Here is a 23,426-nt window from a genome sequence, read left to right as displayed (position 1 = left end):
GGGCCCTTCCTCATGTACGGGCCTCAGCCCAGCAGCTCGACCTCCGCCAGCTCGGCCCCTGAACCCGTCGCCACCAGCCGGTACTTCGCGTACGCCCCCGGCTTCGCCACCGAGAACACCCGGGTCTGCCGGGCCCACGCGAACGACTCACCGGACCGCCGGTCCAGGTCCGTCCAGGTCACCCCGTCCGCCGAGCCCTGGAGCACCCAGCCGGCCGGCGCCTTCGCCCGGTCCGCCGACGAGGTCAGCGTGTACTGGACCGCCTTGACCGGACCGGTCACCGGCAGCTCCAGGCCCGCGCCCGCCACCGGCCCCGCCGTCACCGACGTGTCGTCGAACAGCGCCCCCGCAGCCCCGGTACCGCGGGCCACCAGGTCCGCCCGCGGCGCCGGCACCTTGTCGTCCTTGGTGATCGACACCGGCGCCGCCGAGGCGCCCGTGCCCCACGCCGAGGGCTTCGGGCCCATGTCGAACTTCAGCGTGCCGCCCTTCGCGAGCAGCTCGTGCGGCAGCGCCGTCGACCTCCACGCCACGCCGTTCACCTTCACACCCTGCACGTAGATGTTCCGCGCGCTGTTGCGCGGCGCCTCCACCACCAGCGTGCGGCCGTTGTCCATCCGCACCGTCGCCTTCGTGAAGAGCGGCGAGCCGATCGCGTACTCCCCGCTGCCCATCACCAGCGGGTAGAAGCCGAGCGCCGAGAACAGGAACCAGGCCGACTGCTCGCCGTTGTCCTCGTCGCCGTGGTAGCCCTGCCCGATCTCGCTGCCGGTGTAGAGCCGCGAGAGGACCTCGCGTACCTTCTCGGCCGTCTTCCAGGGCTGCCCGGCCGCGTCGTACATGTACGGCACGTGGTGCGCGACCTGGTTGGAGTGCCCGTACATGCCCATCCGTACGTCCCGGGCCTCGGTCATCTCGTGGATGACGCTGCCGTACGAGCCGGAGACATCGGGCGAGGCCGTCTCGGGCGTCGAGAAGTAGGCGTCCAGCTTCTTCGCGAGCCCGGACCGCCCGCCGTACAGATTGGCCAGGCCACGGGAGTCCTGCGGGGCGGTGAAGGCGTAGCCCCAGCCGTTCGTCTCCGTGTAGTCGTAGCCCCAGATCCGCGGGTCGTACGACTCCGAGGGCACCCGCCAGGCGCCGTTCGCGTCCCGGCCCTGGAAGAAGCCGGCCTTGGCGTCGAAGAGGCTGACGTACTTGCGCGCCCGGTCGAGGAAGTACGCCGACTCCTCCGCGTACCGCTTCTTGCCGGTCTTCTTGTAGAGCGCCTCGCCCATCTTCGCGATGCCGTAGTCGTTGAGGTAGCCCTCCAGGGACCAGGACAGCCCCTCGTGGGTGGCGGTGGAGGCGTAGCCGGTGAAGGTGGAGGTCGCCGTGCCCTTGCGGCCCACGCCGCCGCTCGGCGGGGCGACGGTGGCGTTCTTCAGCGCCGCCTCGTACGCCGCCTCCGCGTCGAAGTCGACGCCCTTCACGTACGCGTCCGCGAAGGCCACGTCCGAGGAGGTGCCGGTCATCAGGTCCGCGTAGCCGGGGGAGGACCAGCGCGAGATCCAGCCGCCGTCCTTGTACTGCTGCACGAAGCCGTCGACCAGTTCGCCCGCCTTCTCCGGGGTGAGGAAGGAGTAGGCCGGCCAGGTGGTGCGGTAGGTGTCCCAGAAGCCGTTGTTGACGTACGCCTTGCCGTCGACGATCTTCGCGCCGGTACGGGTCGGGGTGTCGGGCCCGGCCGGGGCCGAGAAGGGGCTGGCGTACTTGTACGTCGAACCGACCTTCTCCGAGGCCGAGTTGGGGTACAGGTACAGCCGGTAGAGGCTGGAGTAGAGGGTGACCAGCTGGTCGTGGCTCGCGCCCTCCACCCTCACCCGGCCCAGCACCTCGTCCCAGGCGTCCTGCGCCCGCTCGCGCACGGTCTCGAAGGAGGTGCCCTCCGGGATCTCGTCGGCGAGGTTGGCCTTCGCCTGCTCGACCGAGATCAGCGAGGTCGCGATCCGCAGGTTCACCGTCCGGTCGGCGCCCGCGTCGAAGCGGAGGCTGCCTTTCACGCCCTGCGCCGCCGAGCTCGTGACCGGCGCGTCGAAGACGCCGTACACGAACATCCGGCCCGCGCCCGCGGACAGTCCGCTCTTCACGTCCGAGAAGCCGGTGAAGGAACGGGTCGCCGGGTCGAGGGTCAGCCCGCCCTGCTCGGTGACGTTGTCCAGGACCACGCTCGCGTCGTCACCGGGGTAGCTGAAGCGCATCAGCGCCGCGTGGTCGGTCGGCGCGACCTCCGCCTTCACGCCGTTGGTGAAGCTCACCCCGTACCCGTACGGCTTCGCCGACTCGTCGGCGTGCCGGAACGGCAGCGCGCGGGCCGCCTTGTCGGTCGGCACGGTCCCGGCCGCCGCCGACGGCATCACCTGGAAGGTCTGCCGGTCGCCCATCCACGGGCTCGGCTGATGGCTGACGGACAGCGCCTGCAGGGTCGGCAGGTTGTCGGCGTTGTTGCCGCGCGCGTACTCGTAGATCCAGCTCTGCGTGGACGCGTTGGTCACCGGCGTCCAGAAGTTGAAGCCATGGGGGACGGCGGCGGCGGGGAAGGTGTTGCCGCGCGAGAAGGAGCCCGAGGAGTTGGTGCCGCGGGTCGTCGAGGCGTACTCGGACAGGCGCTCATAAGGCTGCTGCGGGGTCCTCGGCGCGATCGACACGTCGTCGAGCCAGCCCTGGAATTTGCCCGGGCCCTTCGGGGAGTCGTACGCCACCAGGATCCGGTCCACCGTCTTGCCGTTGGCGACGTCGCCGATCCGCGCCGTGACCTGGTTCCACTGGTTGACGTACAGGCGCTTGGCCGCGCCCTGGCCCTGCGGGGTGAGCGGCCCGCCGTACGAGTCGGTCGCGCCGAGCTCGCTCAGATAGGTGCCGTCGGTGAAGGCCAGGTCCACGGAGACGTTGGTGGCCGGATAGTTGAGATCGGTCTCGGAGGCCGACATCGACGGGAAGATCTTGTAGGAGAGCTCGGTGTTGCGGACGATCCGGGTGTCGACGTCGAAGACCTTGTTGTACGAGTACGCCCGGCCCTCGCCCTGGTGCGTGCCCGCGTAGCGCAGCGCGCGCTTCCCGGTGTAGCCGGCGCCGGCCTTGGCGGTGGGGGAGCCGCTGGGGCCGCGGTCGACGGCGCTGCGCATGTCCTCGGGGACGGGCTGGGAGGTGTCCCCGTTCGAGAACTGGAGGTCGGCGAGCTGGGTGAGGCCCGCGCCGGCGTTCTTCGTGATCTCCAGGCGGTAGTGGGCGTAGGCGGTCGCGCCGCCGCCGGCCGCGCCCGGGATGTCGTACGACTTCGTCTCGAAGCGCTTGGCGAAGCTCTCGCCGCTCCGGGTGTCGAGCACGGTCCAGGTCTTCCCGTCGGCGGAGCCCTTCAGGGTCCAGTCCTCGGGGTCGCGCTCGGCGGCGTCGTTGGCCGAGGTGAGCGCATAGGTGGCCAGCTTCACCGGCTCGTCGGTGTCGAACTCGAGCCAGGCGGTGGGCTCGAAGACCAGCCATTTGGTGCCGGGCTGCAGGTCGACCAGGTTCTCCTTGACCTCGCCGGAGCCGGCGTTCTCACCGCTGGCGCGCACCGCGGTGACCCGGTCGGTCACATTGCCGGGAATGCCGCTGACGAATCCGCCGTCGACCCCCGATGTGCGCTTCTTTCCGTCGGGGCCGACTTCGACGGTGTTCCGCCAGGTCGGCTGGGTTTCGTCCGTTTCGAAGGAGGTGGTGAACTCCCGTGCGGAGGTGTCGGATTCACCCGTTCGGCCCGGAAGCGCCTGAGCCACCGTGGGGGTGAGGCTCAGGACGAGTGCCGCCGAGGCCGCAAGAGAGACCGCTCTGAGATGGGGACGCATGCCGTGTCGTCGCTCCTGCCGCTGGTTCTAGACAACGTTGTCAAACCGATTGCGCGAGTCCCCAGGAGACGGGCGAATGATGCCCGTTGTCAAGGGTGTTGACATCGATCGGAAGGAGGAAACGGGGCAGAAACGCCATCGTCGATTCGGAGGTCTCAACTCGGAGAAGACTGCACGGGAAAGCTGGTTTCGATCTTGCTCCCGCGAAGGGAAGTGGACTATACCTGTCGGCGTCCAGCCCGTCGTCGCGGAAACGCGGAAACCAACGGCGGCCCGACGCCTGCACGACCCAGCTGCAATTGACCGCGGTGGCGGGGCCCTTCGCCTGAGGCGAACTCTGTACGGGCGACCGGTACACCGCCTGAGTCCTGAATGAAGGCGAGGACTTGAGCATGGGATCCACCTCCGCCCCGAAGAACGAGGGCCTCGGCCGTCGCGATCTGATCAAGCGTTCCGCCGCCCTCGGTCTGATCTCGGTGCCCACGATGAGTTTCCTGTCCGCCTGCGCGTCCAGCGGCGGCGACGACTCGGCGTCCGACAAGCCCAAGGGCGAGAAGACGAAGGACAATCCGTTCGGCGTCGCCAAGGGCGGCAAGATCGACGTCGTCGTCTTCAAGGGCGGTTACGGCGACGACTACGCCAAGGCGTGGGAGGCCAGCTTCAACAAGAAGTGGGGCGTCAGCGCGACCCACACCGGCACCCAGGAGATCACCGGCAAGCTCCAGCCGCGCTTCAACGCCGGCAACCCGCCGGACATCGTCGACGACTCCGGCGCCCAGAAGATCAAGATCGACGTGCTGCAGAAGAACGGGCAGCTGCTCGACCTGGCCGAGGTCCTCGACGCGCCGTCGATCGACGACCCGAACAAGAAGGTCCGGGACACCCTGATCCCCGGCACCCTCGACGCGGGCATCCTGGAGGGCAAGACCGTCGCCCTCAACTACATCTACACGGTGTGGGGCCTGTGGTACTCCGGCAAGCTCTTCAAGGAGAAGGGCTGGACCGAGCCGAAGACCTGGGACGAGTTCCTGGCCATCTGCAAGGACGCCACCTCGCAGGGCATCGGCGGCCTCGCCCACCAGGGCAAGTACCCGTACTACATCAACGTCGCCATCATGGACCTGATCGCCAAGAAGGGCGGTCTGGACGCCATGAAGGCGATCGACAACCTCGACCCCAAGGCCTTCGTCGGCTCCGACGCGGCCAAGGCGGCCGTCGAGGCGATCTACGAGGTGGTCGAGAAGGGCTACCTCATGCCCGGCACCAACGGCCTCACCCACACCGAGTCGCAGACCCGGTGGAACCAGTACAAGGCCGCCTTCATCACCTCCGGCTCCTGGCTGGAGAACGAGCAGCTGAAGCAGACCCCGGCCGACTTCGACATGAAGTTCATGCCGATGCCGCTGCTGCCCGGCAGCAAGATGCCGTACGAGGCGATCCGCGCCGGCTCCGGCGAGCCCTTCATCATCCCGGCCAAGGCCAAGAACCTGGCCGAGGCGAAGGAGTTCATGCGGATGATGCTCTCCAAGGAGTGGTCGACGCTCTTCGCCAAGGAGGCCAACTCGCTCACCATCCTCGCCGACGGCGTGGACCCGAGCGTCAAGCTCCGCCCGGGCACCCAGTCCACGGTCGAGGCCTCCAAGAAGGCCGGCAGCAACACCTTCCGCTTCCTGTACACCGAGTGGTACAGCGAGATGGACACCGAGATCCAGAACGCCTCCAACGAGCTGATGGCCAAGCGCATCCAGCCCGCGGAATGGCTGAAGCGGGCCCAGGCCGCGGTCGACAAGGCGGCCAAGGACCCGGCGGCCAAGAACAACCACCGCGACTGACCGAGCGGACAGAGCTCGCGGAGCGGTCGCACCTCGCACCGCACTCCGCCGGGGACATCAGGGACAGGAACGCCATGCGCAAAGGGCAGTACAAGTTCGTCACGGGATTCCTCTTCATACCCGTGGCCCTCTATCTGGTCTTCGTCATCTGGCCGTACATCCAGACGTTCGGCTACTCGCTGACCGACTGGAAGGGCCAGTCGCAGACCTTCTCCTTCGTCGGCTTCGACAATTACGTGGCCCTTTTCGAGGACGACGTCTTCCTGGGAGCGGTCTGGCACAACATCCTGTTCCTGGTGTTCATCCCGGTGATCACCATCCTGCTCGCCCTCTTCCTCGCCTTCATGGTGAACGCGGGCGGGCGCAGCAAGGCCGGCGGCGTCGCGGGCGTCGCCGGGTCGAAGTTCTACAAGATCGTCTACTTCTTCCCGCAGGTGCTCTCGCTCGCGATCCTCGCGGTGCTCTTCGGCGCCGTGTACCGCAGCGACACCGGCGGCATGCTCAACGGATTCCTGCTGAAGCTCGGCCTCATCGAGGCCGAGCGGCCGGTGGAATGGCTCAACGAGCCCAACTTCGTGCTGTGGGCCCTCATCGCGGTCGTCGTCTGGCACGGCGTCGGCTTCTACCTGGTGCTGTTCTCGGCCGCCATGCAGTCCATCCCGAAGGACATCTACGAGGCGGCGCTGATCGACGGCGCCGGCCGCGCCCAGTCCTTCTTCCGCATCACCCTGCCGCTGCTGTGGGACTCCGTGCAGACCGCCTGGGTCTACCTCGGCATCGTGGCGATGGACATGTTCGTCCTCGTCTCGACCATGACCTCGGGCGACTACGGCGGCGGCCCCGACCACCACAGCGAGACGATGTCCACGGTCATGATGCGGAACTTCCTCTACTTCGGTAAGAGCGGTTACGCGTGTGCCATGGGCGTGGTCATGCTGCTGCTCACCCTGATCGTGTCCGTGGTCACGCTGCGCGCCACCCGCCGCGAGCGCCTCGAGTTCTGAGCGGGAGAACCCACGATGACTGCACCCATCCAGAAGTCCGACGTCCCCACGGCGGGCGGGGCCGCCGTGCCGCGCCAGCGCGCCGCCGGCAAGGGGAGCACCCCGGCACCCGGTCCGGCCCGCGAGGGCATGGTCCTGAACGTCTTCTCGCACGGCTTCCTCGCCGTCTGGGCCCTGCTGATCGTGCTGCCGCTGCTGTGGCTGGTGCTCAGCTCCTTCAAGACCGACTCCCAGATCGCGGGCTCGGCGTTCGGCTGGCCGGCCAACTGGTCCTTCGACGTCTTCACCCGGGCCTGGGACAAGGGCATCGGCGACTACTTCCTGAACACCGTGATCGTCCTGGTGTTCTCGGTGCCGCTGACCATGCTCTTCGGCTCGATGGCCGCCTACGTCCTGGCGCGCTACGAGTTCTGGGGCAACCGGCTCATCTACTACTTCTTCGTGGCCGGCGCGATGTTCCCGGTCTTCCTGGCCCTGGTCCCGCTCTTCTTCATGGTGAAGATGCTCGGGATGCTCAACACCTACCAGGGTCTGATCCTGGTGTACGTCGCCTACTCGATGCCGTTCACCGTCTTCTTCATGCACTCCTTCTTCCGGACCCTGCCGACGGCGGTCTTCGAGGCGGCGATCCTGGACGGGGCCTCGCACACTCGGGCCTTCTTCCAGGTGATGCTGCCGATGGCGAAGCCGGGTCTGATCAGCGTGGGCATCTTCAACACGCTGGGGCAGTGGAACCAGTTCGTGCTGCCGACCGTGCTCATGCAGCCGCAGACCGGTGACGACCCCGAGCGCTACGTGCTGACCCAGGGCCTGATCCAGCTCCAGCAGCAGCAGGGGTACGAGACAGATCTGCCGGTGCTCTTCGCCGGCGTGACCATCGCCATGATCCCGATGCTCGTGGTCTACCTGTCCTTCCAGCGGCAGGTCCAGGCGGGTCTCACTTCGGCCACGCTCAAGTAACGAAATCGCCGCTCGACGTCCGGCCCCGAGGACACGGTCCTCGGGGCCGGACTTTTTGCTTCCGGATTCCACTACCGTCGAGGACTTGACGGCGACAAGCCCTACAGCGGAGCTTGGAGTTCATAACTTGTACACGTCGTAGGGTGGAGAGAGTCAATGGAGACTCCGGGGTCGCAGTCGTCGCTGCACCGGGCCAATCTCGAGCGGGTCGTCCGGGCGGTACGGATGGCCGGATCGCTCACCCAGGCGGAGATCGCCCGGACGACCGGCCTGTCCGCCGCCACGGTCTCCAACATCGTGCGGGAGCTGAAGGAAGGCGGCACGGTCGAGGTCACCCCGACCTCTGCCGGGGGCCGCCGGGCCCGCAGCGTCTCGCTCAGCGGCGACGCCGGCATCGTCATCGGCGTCGACTTCGGCCACACCCACCTGCGGGTCGCGGTCGGCAACCTGGCCCACCAGGTGCTCGCCGAGGAGGCGGAGCCCATGGACGTGGACGCCTCGTCCGCGGAGGGCTTCGACCGGGCCGAGCAGCTGGTCAGCCGGCTGATCGCGGCCACCGGCATCGGCCGGGACAAGGTCGTTGGGGTGGGCCTCGGCGTGCCGGGCCCGATCGACGTCTCCTCGGGCCTCCTCGGCTCCACCTCGATCCTGCCGGGCTGGAGCGGAATCAACCCGGCCGACGAGCTCTCGGCCCGTCTGGGCGTCCCCGTGCACGTCGACAACGACGCCAACCTCGGCGCGCTCGGCGAGCTGGTCTGGGGCAGCGGGCGGGGCGTCAAGGACCTCGCGTACATCAAGGTGGCCAGCGGTGTCGGCGCCGGCCTGGTGATCGACGGGCGGGTCTACCGGGGCCCGGGCGGCACCGCCGGCGAGATCGGGCACATCACCCTCGACGAGTCGGGCCCGGTCTGCCGCTGCGGCAACCGGGGCTGCCTGGAGACCTTCACGGCCGCCCGCTACGTACTGCCGCTGCTCCAGCCGAGCCACGGGGCCGATCTGACCATGGAGCGGGTCGTCCAGCTGGCCCGCGAGGGCGATCCGGGCTGCCGCCGGGTGATCGCGGACGTCGGCCGGCACATCGGCAGCGGTGTCGCCAACCTCTGCAATCTTCTGAACCCGAGCAGGGTCGTGCTTGGCGGCGACCTGGCGGAGGCCGGTGAGCTGGTCCTGGCGCCCATCAGGGACTCCGTGTCGCGTTACGCGATCCCCAGCGCCGCCCGGCAGCTCTCGGTGGCCCCAGGGGCCCTCGGAGGCCGTGCGGAGGTGCTCGGCGCCCTCGCCCTCGTACTGAGCGAAATGGGCGATTCCACGCTTTTGCACGGGTCGGAGGGCGCGCTTCCGGGTGCTTCGTCCACCCGTACGCCTGCGTTCACTTAGATAACGAATGGCACCGTTGCCATCTCGTTAAGGATTTACTTCTTGACGGTTGCCCCGCGGCCGAGTTGACTTCCAGCCACCTCGGCCGCAACGTCGCGGCCTCGTCAGGGAGGCAACCCCACATGAACGCAGTGACGCGACGCGTCGTCATAGGCACGGCCGCGGTTTCCATGGCCCTCTCGATCGCCGCCTGTGGCAAGGCCGGCGACAACGGCGCGGACGGCGCCGCCGCCGGCGGTGACACCAAGACCATCGGTCTGCTCCTGCCGGAGAACAAGACCACCCGCTACGAGACCTTCGACCGCCCGATCATCGAGGCGAAGATCAAGGCGCTCTGCGCCGACTGCGAGGTCAAGTACAACAACGCCGCGCAGGACACCGAGACGCAGAAGAAGCAGTTCGACGCGCTCGTCACGCAGGGCGTGAAGGTCATCATCCTGGACTCGGTCGACTACAAGGCCACCAAGTCCTGGGTGCAGCAGGCCGAGAAGAAGGGCGTCAAGGTCGTCGCGTACGACCGCCTGGCCGAGGGCCCGATCTCCGCCTACGTGTCCTACGACAACGAGAAGATCGGCCGCCTGCAGGGCGAGGCCCTGGTGAAGGCGCTCGGCGCCAACGCCAAGGACGCCAACGTTGTCATGATCAACGGCTCGCCGACCGACCCGAACGCCCCGCTGTTCAAGAAGGGCGCCCACAGCGCCATCGACAGCGCCGTGAAGAAGGTCGTCTACGAGCAGGACATCCCGGACTGGTCCCCGGACGAGGCCAACAAGAAGATGGGTGCCGCCATCGACTCCCTGGGCAAGACCGGCTTCCAGGGCGTGTACTCGGCCAACGACGGCATGGCCGGCGGCATCATCACCGCCCTGGCCAAGCAGGGCGTCAAGGTCCCGGTCGGCGGCCAGGACGCCGAACTCGCGGGTCTGCAGCGCATCCTGAAGGGCGACCAGGCCTTCACGATCTACAAGCAGATCAAGCCCGAGGCCGAGACCACCGCCGAGATCGCCGTCAAGCTCCTCAAGGGCGAGAAGATCGACGACCTCGTCCCGGTCAAGGTCGACAGCCTCACCGGCGAGTTCAAGGGCATCCCGGCCAAGCTGTACGACGCGCAGGTCGTGACCAAGGAGAACATCGCCTCCACGATCATCGCCGACAACGTCTACAAGGCGGCCGACATCTGCACCGCCGAGTACAAGGCGGCCTGCGACGCGGCGGGCATCAAGTAACCCCTGCCGCCCCAAGGAACCGGTCCGGCGCACCCGCCCCACTCCACGCCCCGCAAGCGGGGGCGGGGCGCCGGACTCCCCTCGCACCCCCCACCGCCCCTGTCGGGAGGGTGCCCCGCACCACATCCCCGCCGGTCAGGCGGCGAAGGAGATGATTCACGTGTCCGCTACGCCCGTGCTGGCGTTGCGCGGGGTCTCCAAGCGGTTCGGCGCCGTCCAGGTGCTCACCGATGTCGATCTGGAGATCCACGCCGGAGAGGTCGTCGCCCTGGTGGGCGACAACGGCGCCGGCAAGTCCACCCTCGTCAAGACGATCTCGGGCGTCCACCCGATCGACGAGGGCACCATCGAGTGGGACGGCCGCCCGGTCCAGATCACCAAGCCCCACGACTCCCAGAACCTCGGGGTCGCGACCGTCTACCAGGACCTGGCGCTCTGCGACAACCTCGACGTGGTCGCCAACCTCTTCCTCGGCAGCGAGCTCAGCTCCGGCACCGTCCTCGACGAGATCGCCATGGAGAAGCGCGCCCGGGAGCTGCTCGACACCCTGTCCATCCGGATCCCCTCGGTCCGCATACCCGTGGCCGCCCTCTCCGGCGGCCAGCGTCAGGTCGTGGCCATCGCCCGCGCCCTGATCGGCGACCCGAAGATCGTGATCCTGGACGAGCCCACCGCCGCCCTCGGCGTCGAGCAGACCGCACAGGTGCTCGACCTGGTGGAGCGGCTGCGCGAGCGCGGCCACGGCGTCATCCTCATCAGCCACAACATGGCCGACGTCCGCGCCGTCGCGGACAAGGTCGCCGTGCTCCGCCTCGGCCGCAACAACGGCGTTTTCGACGTCGCGGACACCACCCACGAGACGATCATCGCCGCCATCACCGGGGCCACGGACAACGCCGTGACCCGCCGGCAGGCCCGTACGGCTGCAAAGGAGGACGCCAAGTGAGCGACCTCGCCAAGACCCCCGAAGCCTCCGAGGCCCCCGAGACCGCTGTCGCGGAGGCGGACGCCGCCGAGACCGCCGCCGTGGCCGAGTCCGCGGCGCCCGTCCCGGCCGTCGACCCCCGCCTCCTCGTCCGCGAGGAGGGCCTCAAGGGCTACTGGACCGAGTTCACCCGCAAGATCCGCGGCGGCGAGCTCGGCTCCCTGCCCGTCATCCTCGGCCTGATCGTCATCGCGATCGTCTTCCAGCTCCAGAACAGCAACTTCCTGTCCGCGAGCTCGGTCGCCAACGTCACGGTCTACGCCTCCGGCCTCGGCATCATGGCCGTCGGCATCGTCTTCGTGCTCGTCCTCGGCGAGATCGACCTCTCCATGGGCTCGGTCGCCGGTGTCGGCGCCGCCGTCTGGGCCGGCCTCCAGGTCAGCAACGGCATGAACGAATGGCTGGCCATCGTGCTCGCGGTGCTCTCCGGCACCGCCATCGGCGCGCTGCACGGCTTCTTCTTCGCCAAGATCGGCGTCCCCGCCTTCGTGGTCACCCTGGCCGGCTTCCTCGGCTGGATGGGCCTCCAGGAATGGCTCATGGGCGGCGAGGGCTCCATCAACACGCCGTCCGGCAGCGTGGTGGAGAACCTCACCAACTACTTCTTCGCCGACAAGATCGCCGCCTACGGCCTCGCCCTGGTCGCGGTCGCCGCCTACCTGTTCTCGCTGCTTCGCGACAGCAGCCGCCGCAAGGCCGCGCTGCTCCCGGCCCGCCCGGTCAGCGAGATCGTGCTGCGCACCGCCGTCGTCGCCCTGCTGGTCTTCGCCGTCGCGTACGTGATGAACGAGCCCGCCGGCGCCCGCGGCCTGCCGCTCGCCCTGGTGCTCTTCCTCGCCGTCCTGGTCGTCTGCGACTTCGTCGCCCGCCGCACCCTCTTCGGCCGCAAGGTCTTCGCGGTCGGCGGCAACGCCGAGGCGGCCCGCCGCGCCGGCATCGGCGTGGACGGCGTCCGGATCGCGGTCTTCGCGATCTCCGGCACCCTCGCCGCCTTCGGCGGCCTGTTCATCGCCAGCCTCTCCGGCGGCGCGACCAAGAGCCTCGGCGGCGGCAACACGCTGATGCTGGTCATCGCCGCGGCCGTGATCGGCGGCACCAGCCTCTTCGGCGGCCGCGGCAAGGTCTGGTCGGCGCTCCTGGGCATGATCGTGATCCAGTCGATCCAGCAGGGCCTGAACATGATCGGCATGTCCAACGCCATCCAGAACATGATCACCGGCGCGGTGCTGCTCGCCGCCGTCGTGATCGACTCGGTCTCCCGCCGCACGCAGAAGACCGCGGGTCGCGCGTAACCGACATCACGCACAGTCCGCCCGGCGCCGGAGAACCGGCGCCGGGCGCTGCTGCGTCCGGATCAACGTGGCGACCGCACGGATCAGCGGTGTGTCGGCCATCCGGGTGGGGACCGAGTCCCCGGCCCGATGCCCACGATCCAAGACGGAACATTAGACTCGACAAATCGGCAAGCTCGACCAGTTCAAAGCAAGGAGGCACGGGTGGCTCTGCTGACCCGTATCAGGGGACCGCGAGACCTGGACCGGCTCTCCTCGGAACAGCTGGAACAGCTGGCCGAGGAGATCAGGACTTTCCTCGTGGACGCCGTCTCCAAGACCGGCGGGCACCTCGGCCCCAACCTCGGCGTGGTCGAACTGACCATCGCCCTCCACCGCGTCTTCGACTCGCCCAAGGACCGCGTCCTGTGGGACACCGGCCACCAGAGCTATGTGCACAAGCTGCTCACCGGCCGCCAGGACTTCTCCAAGCTCAAGATGAAGGGCGGCCTGTCCGGCTACCCCTCGCAGGCCGAGTCCGAGCACGACGTCATCGAGAACTCGCACGCCTCGACCGTCCTCGGCTGGGCCGACGGCCTCGCCAAGGCCAACGAGGTCCTGAAGAAGGACGACCACGTCGTCGCCGTCATCGGCGACGGCGCGCTGACCGGCGGCATGGCCTGGGAGGCGCTCAACAACATCGCCGACGCCAAGGACCGCCAGGTCGTCATCGTCGTCAACGACAACGAGCGCTCCTACGCCCCCACCATCGGCGGACTCGCCAACCACCTGGCGACCCTGCGCACCACCGACGGCTACGAGCGCTTCCTCGCCCGCGGCAAGGACATCCTGGAGCGCACCCCGGTCGTCGGGAAGCCGCTCTACGAGACCCTGCACGGCGCCAAGAAGGGCCTGAAGGACTTCATCGCCCCGCAGGGCATGTTCGAGGACCTCGGCCTGAAGTACGTCGGCCCGATCGACGGCCACGACATCGAGGCCCTGGAGTCGGCGCTCACCCGCGCCAAGCGCTTCGGCGGCCCGGTCATCGTGCACTGCCTCACCGAGAAGGGCCGCGGCTACCAGCCGGCCCTGCAGGACGAGGCCGACCGCTTCCACGCGGTCGGCAAGATCCACCCCGACACCGGTCTGCCGATCTCCTCCTCGGGCGCCGACTGGACCAGCGTCTTCGGCGAGGAGATGGTCGCGCTCGGCAAGGAGCGCGAGGACATCGTCGCCATCACGGCGGCCATGCTCCAGCCGGTCGGCCTCGACAAGTTCGCCAAGGCCTTCCCCGAGCGGGTCTTCGACGTCGGCATCGCCGAGCAGCACGCCGCGGTCTCCGCGGCCGGCCTGGCCACCGGCGGTCTGCACCCGGTCTTCGCGGTCTACGCGACCTTCCTCAACCGCGCCTTCGACCAGGTCCTGATGGACGTGGCCCTGCACAAGTGCGGCGTCACCTTCGTGCTCGACCGGGCCGGTGTCACCGGCACCGACGGCGCCTCGCACAACGGCATGTGGGACATGTCGATCCTGCAGGTCGTGCCCGGCCTGCGGCTCGCCGCCCCGCGCGACGCCGACCAGGTCCGCGCCCAGCTGCGCGAGGCCGTCGAGGTCACCGACGCGCCCACCGTGGTGCGCTTCTCCAAGGGCGCGGTCGGCCCCGCGGTCCCGGCGCTGCGCCGGATCGGCGGCATGGACGTGCTGCGCGAGGCGGGCAGTGACAAGCCGGACGTCCTCCTGGTCTCCGTCGGTGCGCTGGCCCCGATGTGCCTGGAGATCGCCGGTCTCCTGGACCAGCAGGGCATCTCCACCACGGTGATCGACCCGCGCTGGGTCAAGCCCGTCGACGAGGCCCTGGCCCCGCTCGCCGAGCGCCACCGGGTGGTCGTCACCGTCGAGGACAACAGCCGCGTCGGCGGCGTCGGCTCCGCCGTGGCGCAGGCCCTGCGCGACGCGGGCGTCGACGTGCCGCTGCGTGACTTCGGCATCCCGCCGCGCTTCCTGGACCACGCCTCCCGCGGCGAGGTCCTGGCCGAGATCGGTCTGACCGCCCCGGACATCGCGCGCCAGGTCACCGGTCTGGTCTCCCGCCTCGACGGGCGTTTCGAGAGCAGCAGCAAGGCCGTGGAGCCCGCCCGGGACTGACGGGCCCCGCCCGCCCCGTACCTCACGCGGCGTCACCCTTCGGCGTCACACGACGTCACCCTTGGGCCGGTCGGCTCACTCTTCGGAGTGCCGACCGGCCCTTCCGCGTGCATCCTGGCCTGAGGGCGGGCAGCCCCCTGCCAGGGCCCGCGCCAGGGAGGTGCTACGTGAGTACGGACCAGCAGCCACGAGCGAACGACGGTCTGTTCCGGACCAAGTCGGTCGAACAGTCGATCCGCGACACCGAGGAGCCCGAGCACGCGCTCAAGAAGTCCCTCTCCGCCTGGGACCTCACCGTGTTCGGCGTCGGCGTCATCATCGGCACCGGCATCTTCGTCCTCACCGGCAAGGTGGCGAAGGAGAACGCCGGACCGGCGACCGCGCTCGCCTTCGTCGCCGCGGGCATCGTCTGCGCCCTCGCCGCCCTGTGCTATGCGGAGTTCGCGTCGACGGTGCCCGTCGCCGGTTCGGCGTACACCTTCGCGTACGCCTCCATCGGCGAGCTGCCGGCCTGGATCATCGGCTGGGACCTCGTCCTGGAGTTCGCGCTCGGCACGGCGGTGGTGGCGGTCGGCTGGTCCGGCTATGTGCGCTCGCTGATGGACAACATCGGCTGGCACCTACCGGCGTCACTCGAAGGGCCGGACGTGCCGGGAGGCACCTTCGACATCCTGGCCTTCATCCTGGTCCTGGTCCTCACCGTGGTCCTGGTCCTCGGCATGAAGCTGTCCGCCCGGATCACCGCCCTGGTCGTCGCGATCAAGGTCACCGTGGTCATGATCGTGATCGTCGCCGGTCTGTTCTTCATCGTCGGCGACAACTACAAGCCGTTCATCCCGGACGCGGTCACCCCGGAGACCGGCGGCGGCTGGGAGACCGCCCCGCTGGTCCAGCTGATGTTCGGTTACGAGCCCACCAACTTCGGCGTGATGGGCATCTTCACCGCCGCGTCCGTGGTCTTCTTCGCCTTCATCGGCTTCGACGTGGTCGCCACCGCCGCCGAGGAGACCAAGCTGCCGCAGCGCGACATGCCCCGCGGCATCCTCGGCTCGCTCTTCATCTGCACCGTGCTGTACGTGGCGGTGGCCCTGGTCGTCACCGGTATGCAGCACTACACCGAACTGTCCGTCAGCGCCCCGCTCGCCGACGCCTTCAAGGCCGTCGGGCACCCGTTCTACGCGGGCGTGATCAGCTTCGGCGCCGCCATCGGCCTCACCACGGTCTGTCTGATCCTGCTGCTCGGCCAGACCCGGGTGTTCTTCGCGATGAGCCGTGACGGTCTCCTTCCGCGGTTCTTCTCCATCACCCACCCGAAGTTCCGCACCCCGTACCGCCCGACCATCCTGCTCGGCGTGATCATCGCGATCGTCTCCGGCTTCACCAGCATCAACGAGCTGGCGACCCTGGTGAACATCGGCACCCTGTTCGCCTTCGTGGTGGTCGCCGTCGGCGTGATGGTGCTCCGCCGCACCCGCCCCGACCTGCACCGTGCCTTCCGCACCCCGTGGGTGCCGGTGCTGCCGATCCTCTCCATCGCCGCCTCGCTGTGGCTGATGCTGAACCTGCCGGGCGAGACCTGGCTCCGCTTCGCCATCTGGATGATCATCGGCTTCGTCGTCTACTTCCTGTACGGCCGCAAGCACAGCCGCCTCGGCAAGCTGGGCCAGGACGCGAAGTACTGAGCCGCCGCCACCCGTTCACCCGTTCGGCCTACGGGAGAGCGCGCGGACCCACACAGTTCGCGCCGCTCTCCGCCACCCGCCGCCGAAGCTCCCGGTCGGCCGTGACCACCAGGCACGGCCGGCCCTCGGCGTTCCGGGCCAGCTCCGCGATCAGGTCGTCGCCACTGCCCGCCGCCTCCTCGATCCGTACCCCTGGCACCGCCGCCACCCCGCGCGCCCGCCCCTCCAGGACGAGCACGATCTCGTACGGCCCCGGGTACGGCCCCTCCACCGGCCCGCCCCGCTCGGCCAGCCGGTCCCGCAGCCGCTCGGCGGCCCCGCGCCGGTCCTTCCACCACCCGTCGGGCACGGAGCCCACCACGTTGGCGCCGTCGACGATCAGGAGAGGCAGGAGGTCCATGGGGACAGCATGACGGCCCGGCACCACCCTCGTGGTACCGGGCCGTCACCCGTGCGGGTTACGCGGCGGCGTTACGCCGGGACGCTCGCCACGCCCTGCGCCAGGAACCGCTTGCCGTTGACGCGCTCCGAGACACCCTCACGGTCCAGGTACGGCGTGATGCCGCCCAGGTGGAAGGGCCAGCCCGCACCGGTGATCAGGCAGAGGTCGATGTCCTGCGCCTCGGCGACGACACCCTCCTCCAGCATCAGACCGATCTCCTGCGCCACCGCGTCCAGGACGCGGTCGCGGGCCTGCTCCTCGGTCAGGACGACGTCGCCCTGCTTGAGGAGCGCGGCGACCTCGGGGTCGAGCTCCGGCTTGAAGCCGTTCTCCGGCTTGTAGACGTAGAAGCCGCGCTTGCCGGCCTCGACGACGGCCTTCAGGTTGGGGGAGACCTTGAAGCGCTCCGGGAAGGCGCGGTTCAGGGTCTCGGAGACGTGCAGACCGATGGCCGGGCCGACGAGCTCCAGAAGGACCAGCGGCGACATCGGCAGGCCGAGCGGCTCGACCGCCTTCTCCGCCACGGCCACCGGGGTGCCCTCGTCGATGATGTTCTGGATCTCGCCCATGAAGCGGGTGAGGATGCGGTTCACGACGAACGCCGGGGCGTCCTTCGTCAGGACCGCGGTCTTCTTCAGCTTCTTGGCGACACCGAACGCGGTGGCCAGCGAGGCGTCGTCGGTCTTCTCGCCGCGGACGATCTCCAGGAGCGGGAGGACCGCGACCGGGTTGAAGAAGTGGAAGCCGACCACGCGCTCCGGGTGCTGGAGCTTGGAGGCCATCTCGCTGACGGACAGCGAGGAGGTGTTGGTGGCGAGGATCGCGTGCGCCGGGGCGACCGCCTCGACCTCCGCGAACACCGTCTGCTTGACCGACATCTCCTCGAACACGGCCTCGATGATGAAGTCCGCGTCCGCGAAGCCGGCGGCCTTGTCCAGGACACCGGTGACCAGGCCCTTGAGGCGGTTGGCCTTGTCCTGGTCGATGCGGCCCTTGCCGAGCAGCTTGTCGATCTCGCCGTGGACGTAGCCCACGCCCTTGTCGATGCGCTCCTGGTCGATGTCGGTCAGGACGACCGGCACCTCCAGACGGCGCAGGAACAGCAGGGCCAGCTGGGAGGCCATCAGACCGGCGCCGACGACGCCGACCTTGGTGACCGGGCGGGCCAGGTTCTTGTCCGGGGCGCCGGCCGGGCGCTTGCCGCGCTTCTGCACCAGGTTGAAGGCGTAGATGCCGGAGCGCAGCTCGCCGCCCATGATCAGGTCCGCGAGGGCCTGGTCCTCGGCGTCGAAGCCCTTCTGCAGGTCGCCGTCCTTGGCGGCCTCGATGATCGCCAGGGCGCGGTAGGCGGCCGGGGCGGCGCCGTGCACCTTGGAGTCGGCGATGGCGCGGCCCTTGGCGACGGCCTGGTCCCAGGCCTCGCCGCGGTCGACCTCGGGACGCTCGACGGTCACGGAGCCGTTCAGCACGCCGGCGGTCCAGATGAGCGACTGCTCCAGGAAGTCGGCGCCCTCGAAGATCGCGTCGGCGATGCCGAGCTCGAAGACCTGCTTGCCCTTGAGCTGACGGTTCTGGTTGAGGCTGTTCTCGATGATGACCGAGACGGCCTTCTCCGCGCCGATCAGGTTCGGCAGGATCGCGCAGCCGCCCCAGCCGGGGACGAGACCGAGGAAGACCTCGGGCAGCGAGAAGGCCGGGAGCGCCTTGGAGACGGTGCGGTAGCTGCAGTGCAGACCGACCTCGACGCCGCCGCCCATGGCCGCGCCGTTGTAGTACGCGAAGGTCGGCACGGCCAGACCGGCGAGACGCTTGAAGACGTCGTGGCCGCCCTTGCCGATGGCCAGCGCCTCGTCGTGCTGCTTCAGCAGCTCGACGCCCTTGAGGTCGGCGCCGACGGCGAAGATGAACGGCTTGCCGGTGATGCCGACGCCGACGATCTCACCGTTCGCGGCCTCCGCCTCGACCTGGTCGATCGCCGTGTTCAGGTTGGCGAGGGACTGCGGGCCGAAGGTGGTCGGCTTGGTGTGGTCGAAGCCGTTGTCCAGCGTGATCAGCGCGAACCGACCCGCACCCGCGGGGAGTTCGAAGTGCCGTACGTGGGCCGAGGTCACGACCTCGTCCGGGAAGAGCTCGGCGGCGCCCTTCAGAAGCTCGGCGGTGGTGCTCACTTGCCCTCCCAGTGGGGGTTCTCCCAGATGACCGTCGCGCCCATGCCGAAGCCGACGCACATCGTGTTGAGGCCGTAGCGGACCTGCGGGTTCTCCTCGAACTGGCGGGCCAGCTGCGTCATCAGCCGGACGCCGGAGGAGGCGAGCGGGTGGCCGTACGCGATGGCGCCGCCGTACTGGTTGACGCGGGCGTCGTCGTCGGCGATGCCGTAGTGCTCCAGGAACGCGAGGACCTGGACGGCGAAGGCCTCGTTGATCTCGAAGAGACCGATGTCCGAGATGGACAGGCCGGCCTTGGCCAGCGCCTTCTCGGTGGCCGGGATCGGGCCGTAGCCCATGACCTCGGGCTCCACGCCGGCGAAGGCGTAGGAGACCAGGCGCATCTTCACCGGGAGGTTGTTCTCGCGGGCGAAGTCCTCGGAGGCGATGATCGAGGCGGTGGCGCCGTCGTTCAGGCCGGCCGCGTTGCCCGCGGTGACGTTGCCGTGGACGCGGAACGGCGTCTTCAGGTTCGCCAGCGACTCCAGGGTGGTGCCCGGGCGCATCGGCTCGTCGGCGGTGACCAGGCCCCAGCCCGTCTCGCCGCCCTCGGGGGAGGTGCGGCGGACCGAGATCGGCACCAGGTCCTGCTGGATCTTGCCGTCGGCGTACGCCTTGGCGGCCTTCTCCTGCGAGCGCACGGCGTACTCGTCGGCGCGCTGCTTGGTGATGCTCGGGTAGCGGTCGTGCAGGTTCTCGGCGGTCATGCCCATGAAGAGGGCGGACTCGTCGACCAGCTTCTCGCTGACGAACCGCGGGTTCGGGTCCACGCCCTCGCCCATGGGGTGGCGGCCCATGTGCTCGACACCACCGGCGATGACGGCGTCGTACGCGCCGAAGGCGATCGAACCGGCCGTCGTCGTCACGGCGGTCAGCGCGCCGGCGCACATGCGGTCGATCGAGTAGCCGGGCACGGACTGCGGCAGACCGGCCAGGATGCCGGCGGTGCGGCCGAGGGTCAGGCCCTGGTCACCGATCTGCGTGGTCGCGGCGATGGCGACCTCGTCGATCTTCGCGGGGTCGAGGCCGGGGTTGCGGCGCAGCAGCTCCCGGATGGCCTTGACGACGAGGTCGTCGGCGCGGGTCTCGTGGTAGATGCCCTTCGGGCCCGCCTTGCCGAACGGGGTACGGACGCCGTCGACGAAGACGACGTCCCTGACGGTACGAGGCACGATGGCTCTCCTCCAGGGTGCGGGATGGCACTGCTGCTGCGCGGGCACACGGCCCGACACGCACCTAAGCGCGCGCTTGCTCCCCCCATGCTACTTGCGGGTAACCAGACTGCCCAGTCCCCCCGCCCCAAGCGGCGAAGGTCACACCGCCGGAGCCCGCCCGTCCATCGCCTCGGCCCGCCCGTCCATCGCCGCAGCCATCGGTCCCGAGTCCCGCAGGACGGCCCGGACGAAGGCGGTGCGGCGCAGGCCGAGGGTGCGGAGGGCCGGGCCGTGGTCGTGGGCGACGGTGAGGGCGGCGGCGGTGAGGAGGGACTGCCAGACGAGGGTGGCGGCGCGGCGGGCCGGGGCCGGGAAGGGGGCCAGGGACTCGCGGAGGCGGCGGCAGTGGAAGGGGACGTGGCGCTGTTCGTCGGCGAGGATGCGGGCGGCGACCTCGGCGGTCAGCGGGTCGGGGGAGCCGTCGCGCAGGGCGCGGTAGTAGTGCAGGGCGACCGCCTCGGCGACCATCAGGACCAGGAGTTCGGTACGCAGGCCGAGCAGGCGGCGGAGGCGTACGAAGGCGGTGTCGGTCCAGTGGCCCGGCAGGGTCGGGGCGTCCGCCGCGCCGAGCAGCAGGGCCAGGAGGCGGGCGTGGTTCTGCTCCTCGGCCACGAAGAGGGCGACGGCCTCGCCGTACACCGGGTCGCCGGCCCGGCGGGCCTTGGCCTTGAGCTGGGCGCCGTCGCCGTCCTCGCCGACCTGGAAGCGCTGGACGCTCCGGATCAGCGCGGCCGGCAGCCGGGCGCCGCGGGTCCAGTCGGGGTCGCCGAGCGCGTCCCGGCGGGCGCGCTCGGCGGTGAAGTCGTCGACCCAGTCCTCGTACCCGTTCGTCGTGCGCATCGTTTTGATCATGTTCAGAAACCTAGCGGCGGTTGAGCGTGTTCAAAATGACTTCGCCGGAGCGGTGACAGAACCGGGACACAGGACACGAAGAAGCCCCCGGTGCCTCTCCCGAGGCACCGGGGGCTCCGCCGGTTCTCCTACGCGTTCGCCCGCAGCGCCTGCACGAGCAGCGGCGCCACCAGGTGCACCTGCCAGGGGCGGGCGCCGTAGCCGCTGAGGGCGGCCTCGACCGCGTCCTCCGTCGGCTGCGGCGGCTCCCAGCAGACCCGGCGCACGGTGTCCGGGGTCATCAGGTTCTCCTGCGGCAGATGCAGCTGCTCCGCGAGCGCCGAGACCGCGGTTCGGGCCGCGGAGAGGCGCGCGGCGGCCGCCGGGTCCTTGTCCGCCCAGGCGCGCGGCGGCGGCGGGCCCGCCGGCTGCTGGCCCGGCTGCGGCAGCTCGGACTCGGGCAGCGCCTTCGCCCGGTCCACCGCCGCCTGCCACTGCTCCAGCTGGCGCCGGCCCATCCGCTGCCCGAAGCCGGGCAGCGCCGAGAGCGCGCCCGCGTTCGGCGGCAGCGCCAGGGCCGCCTCGACGATCGCCGCGTCGCTCAGCACCTTGCCGGGGGAGACGTCGCGCCGCTGGGCGATCCGGTCACGGGTCGTCCACAGCTCCCGTACCACCGCCATCTGACGGCGCCGGCGCACCTTGTGCATGCCCGACGTACGGCGCCAGGGGTCCTTGCGCGGCGGCGCCGGCGGGGCCGAGGCGATCGCGTCGAACTCCTGCAGCGCCCACTCCAGCTTGCCCTGCCGGTCGAGCTCCTTCTCCAGCTCGTCGCGCAGGTCCACCAGCAGCTCCACGTCGAGCGCCGCGTAGCGCAGCCAGGGGTCGGGGAGCGGGCGGGTGGACCAGTCGACCGCGGAGTGGCCCTTCTCCAGGGCGAAACCGAGCACCGACTCGACCATCGCGCCCAGGCCCACCCGCGGGAAGCCCGCGAGCCGCCCGGCCAGCTCGGTGTCGAACAGCCGGCTCGGCAGCATGCCTATGTCCCGCAGGCAGGGCAGGTCCTGCGTCGCGGCGTGCAGGATCCACTCGGTCCCGTCGAGCGCCTCGCCGAGGCCGGACAGATCGGGGCAGCCCACGGGGTCGATCAGCGCGGTCCCCGCGCCCTCCCGGCGCAGCTGGACCAGATAGGCGCGCTGCCCGTAGCGATAGCCGGACGCCCGTTCGGCGTCGACGGCGACGGGCCCGCGACCGGCCGCGAAGGCGGCGACCACCTCGGCCAGGGCGTCCTCGGAGGCCACGACGGGCGGAATGCCCTCGCGGGGTTCGAGCAGCGGGATCGGCAGCCCACGCGGAGGGACGTCGTCGTCCGAGGGGGCGCCCCCGGTGGTTCGCAGTGCGGTGTCACTCGCGGTGTCTTGGGCGTCGGTCACCTGTCAAGGGTATCTGTGAATGGCAAGCGCCCAGCGACGGAACAGTCCGCGACATCGGATCCGAGTTCGGTTTCGCGTCGGATCGGAGCCCGACCGGGACGCCGGGCCGTCGTGCGGACCCGGCGTCCCGATGAGAGGGAACGTTCCGTCGGTGGGCGCCCACCGCTCTTCACGCCCGGCGGGAGACCGGGCCGCCGCTCAGTGGATGATCCCGGTGCGCAGGGCCACCGCGACCATTCCGGCGCGGTCGCCGGTGCCCAGCTTGCGGGCGATGCGGGCGAGGTGGCTCTTCACCGTGAGGGCGGAGAGGCCCATGGAGACGCCGATCGCCTTGTTCGACTGGCCCTCCGCGACGAGGCGCAGGACCTCGACCTCGCGGCCGGAGAGCTCGCGGTAGCCGCCCGGGTGGCTCGGGGCACCCGGGGGGCGGCGGTGGCCGAGGCGGGCGGCCGCCGAGCCGATGGGGGCCGCGCCCGGGCGGGTGGGGTGGCCGATGTTGGTGCGGGTGCCGGTGACGACGTATCCCTTGACGCCTCCGGCGAGGGCGTTGCGCACGGCGCCGATGTCGTCGGCGGCGGAGAGGGCGAGGCCGTTGGGCCAGCCCGCCGCGCGGGTCTCGGACAGCAGCGTCAGACCGCTGCCGTCGGGCAGGTGGACGTCGGCCACGCAGATGTCGCGCGGATTGCCGACGCGGGGACGGGCCTCCGCGATGGACGACGCCTCGATGACGTCGCGCACCCCGAGCGCCCACAGGTGGCGGGTGACGGTGGAGCGGACGCGCGGGTCGGCCACGACGACCATGGCCGTCGGCTTGTTCGGGCGGTAGGCGACCAGGCTTGCGGGCTGCTCGAGGAGAACGGACACCAGGCCTCCTGGGGAAGGTGCGGGACGGAGCCGGCTCGGGGAAGAAGCCGGGGGCGAACCCGTGCTGTGAAGGGGTCACTGACTCCTTCGGCA

16 protein-coding genes are annotated in these 23,426 nt (G+C 69.9%); 9 read left to right on the top strand and 7 right to left on the bottom strand.

Annotated elements, in window-relative coordinates:
• Positions 1-23: 23 nt before the first annotated feature.
• Positions 24-3,863: a GH92 family glycosyl hydrolase gene (locus tag KV205_RS32570; RefSeq protein ID WP_265868450.1), complete on the bottom strand. Its 3,840-nt coding sequence runs from the start codon at positions 3,861-3,863 to the stop codon at positions 24-26.
• 392 nt (positions 3,864-4,255) lie between these two features.
• Between KV205_RS32570 and ngcE the strand changes: the two genes are divergently transcribed.
• The 9 genes from ngcE (at position 4,256) to KV205_RS32525 (ending at position 16,345) form a co-directional block, all read left to right on the top strand.
• Positions 4,256-5,695 carry an N-acetylglucosamine/diacetylchitobiose ABC transporter substrate-binding protein gene (gene ngcE, locus KV205_RS32565; RefSeq protein WP_265868449.1) on the top strand — a complete coding sequence of 480 codons (1,440 nt, stop codon included), beginning with the start codon at positions 4,256-4,258 and terminating at the stop codon, positions 5,693-5,695.
• 74 nt (positions 5,696-5,769) lie between these two features.
• Entirely contained in the window at positions 5,770-6,699 is a 930-nt protein-coding gene (locus KV205_RS32560) for a carbohydrate ABC transporter permease (RefSeq protein ID WP_265868448.1), read from the top strand.
• 15 nt (positions 6,700-6,714) lie between these two features.
• Positions 6,715-7,659: a carbohydrate ABC transporter permease gene (locus tag KV205_RS32555; RefSeq protein ID WP_265868447.1), complete on the top strand. Its 945-nt coding sequence runs from the start codon at positions 6,715-6,717 to the stop codon at positions 7,657-7,659.
• 156 nt (positions 7,660-7,815) lie between these two features.
• Positions 7,816-9,036: an ROK family transcriptional regulator gene (locus KV205_RS32550; RefSeq protein WP_265868446.1), complete on the top strand. Its 1,221-nt coding sequence runs from the start codon at positions 7,816-7,818 to the stop codon at positions 9,034-9,036.
• Between the two features lie 122 nt (positions 9,037-9,158).
• Complete coding sequence (locus tag KV205_RS32545) at positions 9,159-10,262, top strand: substrate-binding domain-containing protein (protein WP_265868445.1); 1,104 nt, start codon at positions 9,159-9,161, stop codon at positions 10,260-10,262.
• Between the two features lie 151 nt (positions 10,263-10,413).
• Positions 10,414-11,208 (top strand): ATP-binding cassette domain-containing protein, encoded by a 795-nt coding sequence (locus tag KV205_RS32540; protein ID WP_265868444.1) that lies wholly within the window; start codon positions 10,414-10,416, stop codon positions 11,206-11,208.
• Positions 11,205-12,539: a sugar ABC transporter permease gene (locus tag KV205_RS32535; protein ID WP_265868443.1), complete on the top strand. Its 1,335-nt coding sequence runs from the start codon at positions 11,205-11,207 to the stop codon at positions 12,537-12,539. Before KV205_RS32540 ends, KV205_RS32535 begins: the two co-directional genes overlap by 4 nt.
• A gap of 204 nt (positions 12,540-12,743) precedes the next feature.
• Positions 12,744-14,663, top strand: a complete 1,920-nt coding sequence (gene dxs / locus KV205_RS32530; RefSeq protein ID WP_265868442.1) for a 1-deoxy-D-xylulose-5-phosphate synthase — start codon at positions 12,744-12,746, stop codon at positions 14,661-14,663.
• Between the two features lie 167 nt (positions 14,664-14,830).
• Entirely contained in the window at positions 14,831-16,345 is a 1,515-nt protein-coding gene (locus KV205_RS32525; RefSeq protein WP_265868441.1) for an amino acid permease, read from the top strand.
• Positions 16,346-16,373: 28 nt separating this feature from the next.
• Here KV205_RS32525 and KV205_RS32520 read toward each other — a convergent pair whose 3' ends face one another.
• The 6 genes from KV205_RS32520 to KV205_RS32495 form a co-directional block, all read right to left on the bottom strand.
• A complete protein-coding gene (locus tag KV205_RS32520) occupies positions 16,374-16,745 on the bottom strand; it encodes an NTP pyrophosphohydrolase (protein ID WP_265868440.1) in 372 nt (123 codons plus the stop codon).
• 71 nt (positions 16,746-16,816) lie between these two features.
• Positions 16,817-18,955, bottom strand: coding sequence for a 3-hydroxyacyl-CoA dehydrogenase NAD-binding domain-containing protein (locus KV205_RS32515; RefSeq protein WP_265868439.1), 2,139 nt, complete (start codon positions 18,953-18,955; stop codon positions 16,817-16,819).
• Entirely contained in the window at positions 18,952-20,166 is a 1,215-nt protein-coding gene (locus KV205_RS32510; RefSeq protein ID WP_265868438.1) for an acetyl-CoA C-acyltransferase, read from the bottom strand. Before KV205_RS32510 ends, KV205_RS32515 begins: the two co-directional genes overlap by 4 nt.
• Before the next feature lie 141 nt (positions 20,167-20,307).
• Positions 20,308-21,048: a ferritin-like domain-containing protein gene (locus KV205_RS32505; protein WP_265868437.1), complete on the bottom strand. Its 741-nt coding sequence runs from the start codon at positions 21,046-21,048 to the stop codon at positions 20,308-20,310.
• A 140-nt stretch (positions 21,049-21,188) separates the two neighbouring features.
• Positions 21,189-22,469 (bottom strand): ribonuclease D, encoded by a 1,281-nt coding sequence (locus KV205_RS32500; RefSeq protein ID WP_265868436.1) that lies wholly within the window; start codon positions 22,467-22,469, stop codon positions 21,189-21,191.
• A 198-nt stretch (positions 22,470-22,667) separates the two neighbouring features.
• Positions 22,668-23,333 carry a response regulator transcription factor gene (locus KV205_RS32495; protein ID WP_017242457.1) on the bottom strand — a complete coding sequence of 222 codons (666 nt, stop codon included), beginning with the start codon at positions 23,331-23,333 and terminating at the stop codon, positions 22,668-22,670.
• Positions 23,334-23,426: the final 93 nt, after the last annotated feature.

Source organism: Streptomyces sp. SKN60 (assembly GCF_026236535.1).
In the GTDB taxonomy this organism is placed as follows: Bacteria; Actinomycetota; Actinomycetes; order Streptomycetales; family Streptomycetaceae; genus Streptomyces.
This window is presented reverse-complemented; position numbering and strand designations above follow the sequence as displayed.

Excerpts from the sequence above, each read along its gene's own strand:
- KV205_RS32570 (WP_265868450.1), bottom strand. The coding sequence starts at position 3,863 with ATGCGTCCCCATCTCAGAGCGGTCTCTCTTGCGGCCTCGGCGGCACTC.
- ngcE (WP_265868449.1), top strand. The coding sequence starts at position 4,256 with ATGGGATCCACCTCCGCCCCGAAGAACGAGGGCCTCGGCCGTCGCGAT.
- KV205_RS32560 (WP_265868448.1), top strand. The coding sequence starts at position 5,770 with ATGCGCAAAGGGCAGTACAAGTTCGTCACGGGATTCCTCTTCATACCC.
- KV205_RS32555 (WP_265868447.1), top strand. The coding sequence starts at position 6,715 with ATGACTGCACCCATCCAGAAGTCCGACGTCCCCACGGCGGGCGGGGCC.
- KV205_RS32550 (WP_265868446.1), top strand. The coding sequence starts at position 7,816 with ATGGAGACTCCGGGGTCGCAGTCGTCGCTGCACCGGGCCAATCTCGAG.
- KV205_RS32545 (WP_265868445.1), top strand. The coding sequence starts at position 9,159 with ATGAACGCAGTGACGCGACGCGTCGTCATAGGCACGGCCGCGGTTTCC.
- KV205_RS32540 (WP_265868444.1), top strand. The coding sequence starts at position 10,414 with ATGATTCACGTGTCCGCTACGCCCGTGCTGGCGTTGCGCGGGGTCTCC.
- KV205_RS32520 (WP_265868440.1), bottom strand. The coding sequence starts at position 16,745 with ATGGACCTCCTGCCTCTCCTGATCGTCGACGGCGCCAACGTGGTGGGC.
- KV205_RS32505 (WP_265868437.1), bottom strand. The coding sequence starts at position 21,048 with ATGCGCACGACGAACGGGTACGAGGACTGGGTCGACGACTTCACCGCC.